This is a genomic window from Knoellia sp. 3-2P3 (assembly GCF_029223115.1).
Lineage (GTDB): Bacteria > Actinomycetota > Actinomycetes > Actinomycetales > Dermatophilaceae > Pedococcus_A.
This window is the reverse complement of record NZ_JARGZE010000009.1, coordinates 1-5465: the sequence shown is the minus strand read 5'-3', so window position 1 is coordinate 5465 and position 5465 is coordinate 1. Positions and strand designations below refer to the sequence as shown.

Below are 5465 nucleotides of genomic sequence, written 5' to 3'. Positions count from 1 at the left end.
AAAGTATGTTCGGCTGCGTCCTACTCTCCCACACCGTCACCAGTGCAGTACCATCGGCGCTGAAGGGCTTAGCTTCCGGGTTCGGAATGGGACCGGGCGTTTCCCCTTCGCTATGACAGCCGAAACTCTATGGAGATATCAATCAGGTGTTTCCTGGTTCCCGACCGTGTCTCGGGAACCGCACAGTGGACGCGAAGCTAAATCTTATGAGTGTGAGTCAAGTTGTCGGCTTATTAGTACCAGTCAGCTGCATGCATTGCTGCACTTCCACATCTGGCCTATCAACCCAGTCGTCTGGCTGGGAGCCTCTCGGACCAAAGGTCCGTGGAAACCTCATCTTGAAGCGTGCTTCCCGCTTAGATGCTTTCAGCGGTTATCACTTCCGAACGTAGCTAATCAGCGGTGCTCCTGGCGGAACAACTGACACACCAGAGGTTCGTCCATCCCGGTCCTCTCGTACTAGGGATAGCCCTTCTCAAGTTTCCTACGCGCACAGCGGATAGGGACCGAACTGTCTCACGACGTTCTAAACCCAGCTCGCGTACCGCTTTAATGGGCGAACAGCCCAACCCTTGGGACCTACTCCAGCCCCAGGATGCGACGAGCCGACATCGAGGTGCCAAACCATGCCGTCGATATGGACTCTTGGGCAAGATCAGCCTGTTATCCCCGGGGTACCTTTTATCCGTTGAGCGACGGCGCTTCCACAAGCCACCGCCGGATCACTAGTCCCGACTTTCGTCCCTGCTCGACATGCCTGTCTCACAGTCAAGCTCCCTTGTGCACTTACACTCAAAACCTGATTGCCAACCAGGCTGAGGGAACCTTTGGGCGCCTCCGTTACCTTTTAGGAGGCAACCGCCCCAGTTAAACTACCCACCAGGCACTGTCCCTGATCCGGATCACGGACCGAGGTTAGATATCCAGAACGACCAGAGTGGTATTTCAACGTTGACTCCACACACACTGGCGTGCATGCTTCACAGTCTCCCACCTATCCTACACAAGCCGTACCGAACACCAATACCAAGCTGTAGTAAAGGTCCCGGGGTCTTTCCGTCCTGCTGCGCGTAACGAGCATCTTTACTCGTAGTGCAATTTCGCCGAGTTCGTGGTTGAGACAGTGGAGAAGTCGTTACGCCATTCGTGCAGGTCGGAACTTACCCGACAAGGAATTTCGCTACCTTAGGATGGTTATAGTTACCACCGCCGTTTACTGGGGCTTAAATTCTCAGCTTCGCTCCGAAGAGCTAACCGGTCCTCTTAACCTTCCAGCACCGGGCAGGCGTCAGTCCGTATACATCGTCTTGCGACTTCGCACGGACCTGTGTTTTTAGTAAACAGTCGCTTCTCCCTGGTCTCTGCGGCCCTTCACCCTAGGAGGCAAGCTCCTTCAGGGTCCGGGCCCCCCTTCTCCCGAAGTTACGGGGGCATTTTGCCGAGTTCCTTAACCACGATTCACTCGATCGCCTTGGTATTCTCTACCTAACCACCTGAGTCGGTTTGGGGTACGGGCGGCTCGAACCTCGCTAGAAGATTTTCTAGGCAGCATAGGATCACCCTGCTTCCCGCATACGCGGTCACTATCAGGTCTCAGGATATGTGCGACACGGATTTGCCTATGTCGCTCCCTACACCCTTGGACGTGGACTACCATCGCCACGCGGAGGCTACCTTCCTGCGTCTCTCCATCGCTTGACTACTACTAGATCGGGTCGCGCGCTCCACCTGAACCCTCTCCCGAAGGATTGGTGAACAGGCTTCGGGCGCTTAGCATCACTAGGTTCGTCATGGGCGGTTCTTCGCCGGTTCCGGAATATCAACCGGATGTCCATCGACTACGCCTGTCGGCCTCGCCTTAGGTCCCGACTTACCCAGGGCAGATTAGCTTGACCCTGGAACCCTTGGTTATTCGGCGGACGGGTTTCTCGCCCGTCATTCGCTACTCATGCCTGCATTCTCACTCGTGTGGCCTCCACGGCTGGATCACTCCGCCGCTTCCCTGGCCACACGACGCTCCCCTACCCATCAACACGCTTGGACCACGGTCCCGCAGGAGTCGTGGCCGGGCAGTATGTCAATGCCACAGCTTCGGTGGTGTGCTTGAGCCCCGCTACATTGTCGGCGCGGAATCACTTGACCAGTGAGCTATTACGCACTCTTTAAAGGGTGGCTGCTTCTAAGCCAACCTCCTGGTTGTCAATGCAACTCCACATCCTTTCCCACTTAGCACACGCTTAGGGACCTTAGCTGGTGGTCTGGGCTGTTTCCCTCTCGACTACGGAGCTTATCCCCCGCAGTCTCACTGCCACGCTCTCACTTACCGGCATTCGGAGTTTGGCTAACGTCAGTAACCTGGTGAGGCCCATCGGCTATCCAGTAGCTCTACCTCCGGTAAGAAACACGTGACGCTGCACCTAAATGCATTTCGGGGAGAACCAGCTATCACGGAGTTTGATTGGCCTTTCACCCCTACCCACAGCTCATCCCCTCAGTTTTCAACCTAAGTGGGTTCGGTCCTCCACGACGTCTTACCGTCGCTTCAACCTGGCCATGGGTAGATCACTCCGCTTCGGGTCTAGACCCCGCGACTGAAACGCCCTATTCGGACTCGCTTTCGCTACGGCTTCCCCACACGGGTTAACCTCGCCACGGAGCACTAACTCGCAGGCTCATTCTTCAAAAGGCACGCCGTCACCCCACAAGGAGGCTCCGACGGATTGTAGGCACACGGTTTCAGGATCTATTTCACTCCCCTCCCGGGGTACTTTTCACCTTTCCCTCACGGTACTTGTCCGCTATCGGTCACCAGGGAATATTTAGGCTTAGCGGGTGGTCCCGCCAGATTCACACGGGATTTCTCGGGCCCCGTGCTACTTGGGATGGGTCTAAGGAGTGTGTGCCATTTCGTCTACGGGGGTAGCACCCTCTGTGCCGGGCCTTTCAATGCCCTTCGACTATGACGCACATTTCTGACTCCCTACCAGCGTGTCAGCACTGGTCAAGACGTCCCACAACCCCGCAACTGCAACCCCTGACAGGTATCACACAGCTACGGTTTGGCCTGATCCGCTTTCGCTCGCCACTACTCACGGAATCGCGGTTGCTTTCTCTTCCTGTGGGTACTGAGATGTTTCACTTCCCCACGTTCCCTCCACTCGCCCTATGTGTTCAGACGAGGGTGACTGGACTTGCCTCCAGCCGGGTTTCCCCATTCGGGCATCCTCGGATCACAGTCTGGTTATCGACTCCCCGAGGCTTATCGCAGATTCCTACGCCCTTCATCGGTTCCTGGTGCCAAGGCATCCACCGTGTGCCCTTAAAAACTTGAGCCACAAAGATGCTCGCGTCCACTGTGCAGTTCTCAAGAAACGGGCGGCCCCCCACTCAACCCGGCGCCTACCACCCCACCCCCCACAAACGAGGAGCTGACGTGGCGGTTCGACCGCGAGCGAGGGTCCAAGGCCGATTCAACCGGCCCGAAGGTCAAAGCTTACGCCCGAGCCTTCAGGACCCAACAACGTGCCAGGCACCACCTGCCCACCACCCGCGTTCCACTGCCCACCCCGAAGGGGCGAGCTTGTACTGACGAGGCAGCCGACAACCGGCGCCAACTAATCGATGTTCCACCCTTGAGCACCCGCTGCCCCACACTCGGGGACAGACCGGGCTCTGGATCGCTTGCGCGACCAGTGCTCCTTAGAAAGGAGGTGATCCAGCCGCACCTTCCGGTACGGCTACCTTGTTACGACTTAGTCCCAATCGCCAGTCCCACCTTCGACGGCTCCCCCTCTTGCGAGTTGGGCCACCGGCTTCGGGTGTTACCGACTTTCGTGACTTGACGGGCGGTGTGTACAAGGCCCGGGAACGTATTCACCGCAGCGTTGCTGATCTGCGATTACTAGCGACTCCGACTTCATGGGGTCGAGTTGCAGACCCCAATCCGAACTGAGACCGGTTTTTTGGGATTCGCTCCACCTCGCGGTTTCGCAGCCCTTTGTACCGGCCATTGTAGCATGCGTGAAGCCCAAGACATAAGGGGCATGATGATTTGACGTCATCCCCACCTTCCTCCGAGTTGACCCCGGCAGTCTCCTATGAGTCCCCGCCATAACGCGCTGGCAACATAGAACGAGGGTTGCGCTCGTTGCGGGACTTAACCCAACATCTCACGACACGAGCTGACGACAACCATGCACCACCTGTACACCGACCTTGCGGGGCACCCATCTCTGGATGTTTCCGGTGTATGTCAAGCCTTGGTAAGGTTCTTCGCGTTGCATCGAATTAATCCGCATGCTCCGCCGCTTGTGCGGGCCCCCGTCAATTCCTTTGAGTTTTAGCCTTGCGGCCGTACTCCCCAGGCGGGGCGCTTAATGCGTTAGCTGCGGCACGGAACCCGTGGAATGGGTCCCACACCTAGCGCCCAACGTTTACGGCATGGACTACCAGGGTATCTAATCCTGTTCGCTCCCCATGCTTTCGCTTCTCAGCGTCAGTAGTGGCCCAGAGACCTGCCTTCGCCATCGGTGTTCCTCCTGATATCTGCGCATTTCACCGCTACACCAGGAATTCCAGTCTCCCCTACCACACTCTAGTCTGCCCGTACCCACCGCAAGTCCGAGGTTGAGCCTCGGATTTTCACGGCAGACGCGACAAACCGCCTACAAGCTCTTTACGCCCAATAATTCCGGACAACGCTCGCACCCTACGTATTACCGCGGCTGCTGGCACGTAGTTAGCCGGTGCTTCTTCTGCAGGTACCGTCACTTGCGCTTCTTCCCTGCTGAAAGAGGTTTACAACCCGAAGGCCGTCATCCCTCACGCGGCGTCGCTGCATCAGGCTTTCGCCCATTGTGCAATATTCCCCACTGCTGCCTCCCGTAGGAGTCTGGGCCGTGTCTCAGTCCCAGTGTGGCCGGTCGCCCTCTCAGGCCGGCTACCCGTCGTCGCCTTGGTGAGCCGTTACCTCACCAACAAGCTGATAGGCCGCGAGTCCATCCCAGACCGAAAAACTTTCCACACCATACCCATGCGGATTGGTGTCATATCCGGTATTAGCTCCGGTTTCCCGGGGTTATTCCAGAGTCTGGGGCAGGTTACTCACGTGTTACTCACCCGTTCGCCACTGATCACCGAGAGCAAGCTCTCGGGTCACCGTTCGACTTGCATGTGTTAAGCACGCCGCCAGCGTTCGTCCTGAGCCAGGATCAAACTCTCCATTGATGTTCAGCACCACACCCAGCCCAAAGACCAGGCGCGGAAACCAGAACCCGTAAAGGGTTTAAATCACTAGCTGAGCAAGAACAACCAGCGAAATCGCTGTTTGATCGTTGTCAACCAAAGGAAAATCGAATCGAAAAGCACATCCCCAACCATCAAGCTGGTTCAGACACCCCTCGAGACGAGGTAATTGGCATCGATTTTTGACACGCTGTTGAGTTCTCAAGGTTCGGACGCGCACC

3 rRNA genes are annotated in these 5465 nt (G+C 57.0%); all 3 read right to left on the bottom strand.

What is annotated here, in order from left to right:
* Positions 1 to 7: 7 nt before the first annotated feature.
* Positions 8 to 124, bottom strand: a 5S ribosomal RNA gene (gene rrf, locus P0Y31_RS18540).
* An 89-nt stretch (positions 125 to 213) separates the two neighbouring features.
* Positions 214 to 3333: ribosomal RNA gene (locus P0Y31_RS18535) — 23S ribosomal RNA — on the bottom strand.
* 370 nt (positions 3334 to 3703) lie between these two features.
* Positions 3704 to 5226 (bottom strand): 16S ribosomal RNA (locus P0Y31_RS18530).
* Together the 16S, 23S and 5S rRNA genes form the textbook arrangement of a ribosomal RNA operon.
* Between the last annotated feature and the right edge of the window lie 239 nt (positions 5227 to 5465).